The sequence below is a fragment of the Vibrio splendidus genome (genome assembly GCF_002873455.1).
GTDB classification, from domain to species: domain Bacteria; phylum Pseudomonadota; class Gammaproteobacteria; order Enterobacterales; family Vibrionaceae; genus Vibrio; species Vibrio splendidus_J.
The window spans coordinates 1-1,041 of record NZ_MCUN01000043.1; the positions used below are offsets into that span (position 1 = coordinate 1).

A 1,041-nucleotide genomic window follows, 5' to 3' on the forward strand; every position below is an offset into this window, starting at 1 on the left:
GGCGTTGTTGATCAAATCGGTTTAAAGACCAACGACGCCATATGTGACTCGCCGTTAGTTTCGAACAGGCATACCTAGTCCTATGACTTTGTTTATAGCTTTGACATTCGCCATGATTTCTCCCACTTGAGCGTTATAACATCTCAAGCTCAATTTACCGCTGGTTAGTCCTTTATATCGAGACATTGCGGTCTCAGATATTGAGCGATAGTGATAACCCGACTCAGATTTCCACTCCGCTATTGTTCCGTTTTTCAAAGCCTTTACTGCTTCATTTCTGGGATGCCCTTCTTCCCAAAGTGCCGCATTCTTTCGAGGCGGTATCAACGGAGTACTGCCCTTATTTTGCAGGGTCTCATAGCAACTTTTTGTGTCATACGCTCCATCGGCAGATACGGTATCTACCTTTCTACGTAAAGGGTTGAGTAATGTTGGCAGCACTTCGCTATCGCCAACACTTACAAGACTGACTTCTGCACTAATGGCCTCATGAGTTTCTACATCAACGGCTAAGTGCAGTTTGCGCCAAGTTCTGCGTTTTTCGGCGCCGTGCTTTTTCACCTTCCACTCACCTTCGCCAAAGACTTTGAGACCAGTCGAGTCAATAGCGATATGGCGAATAGCTCCTCTGGATTTGTTACGATATTTGACCTGAACTGTCTTCGAGCGTTTGCTGATACACGTGTAGTCAGGGGACGTCAGTGGAACCTCCAGTAGCTCAAAGATAGAGTCGATAAAACCTTGAAGAGCCCGCAATGGTAGAGAGAATATCCCCTTAATCATCAATGCAGTTTCAATCGCTGTATCAGAGTACTGGAAGCCTCTACCACGCTTACCATGATGGGCTTTGCATCGCCATGCATCTACGGCTGAATCATCTATCCAGAACGTAACCGAGCCCCGTTTGCACAGAGCCTTATTGTACTCCGCCCAGTTAGTTATCTTCTTTTTTGCCTTACCCATGTCACCACCGCTCTAACCATCATAAAGGATCAGATCGCAAGACTCGAAAAAGGTTCAACTGATTTAGGCAACAACGCC

The 1,041-nt window shown here is 46.2% G+C and carries 1 protein-coding gene; it reads right to left on the reverse strand.

What is annotated here, in order from left to right; genetic code table 11:
• Positions 1–54 precede the first annotated feature (54 nt).
• The gene (locus tag BCU75_RS19785; RefSeq protein WP_076645897.1) at positions 55–963 is read right to left on the reverse strand and encodes an IS5 family transposase; all 909 of its coding nucleotides are present in this window, start codon (positions 961–963) and stop codon (positions 55–57) included.
• Positions 964–1,041 lie beyond the last annotated feature (78 nt).

Bases quoted from the DNA above. Each gene is read 5' to 3' on its own strand.
- BCU75_RS19785 (WP_076645897.1), bottom strand. From the start codon at position 963: ATGGGTAAGGCAAAAAAGAAGATAACTAACTGGGCGGAGTACAATAAG.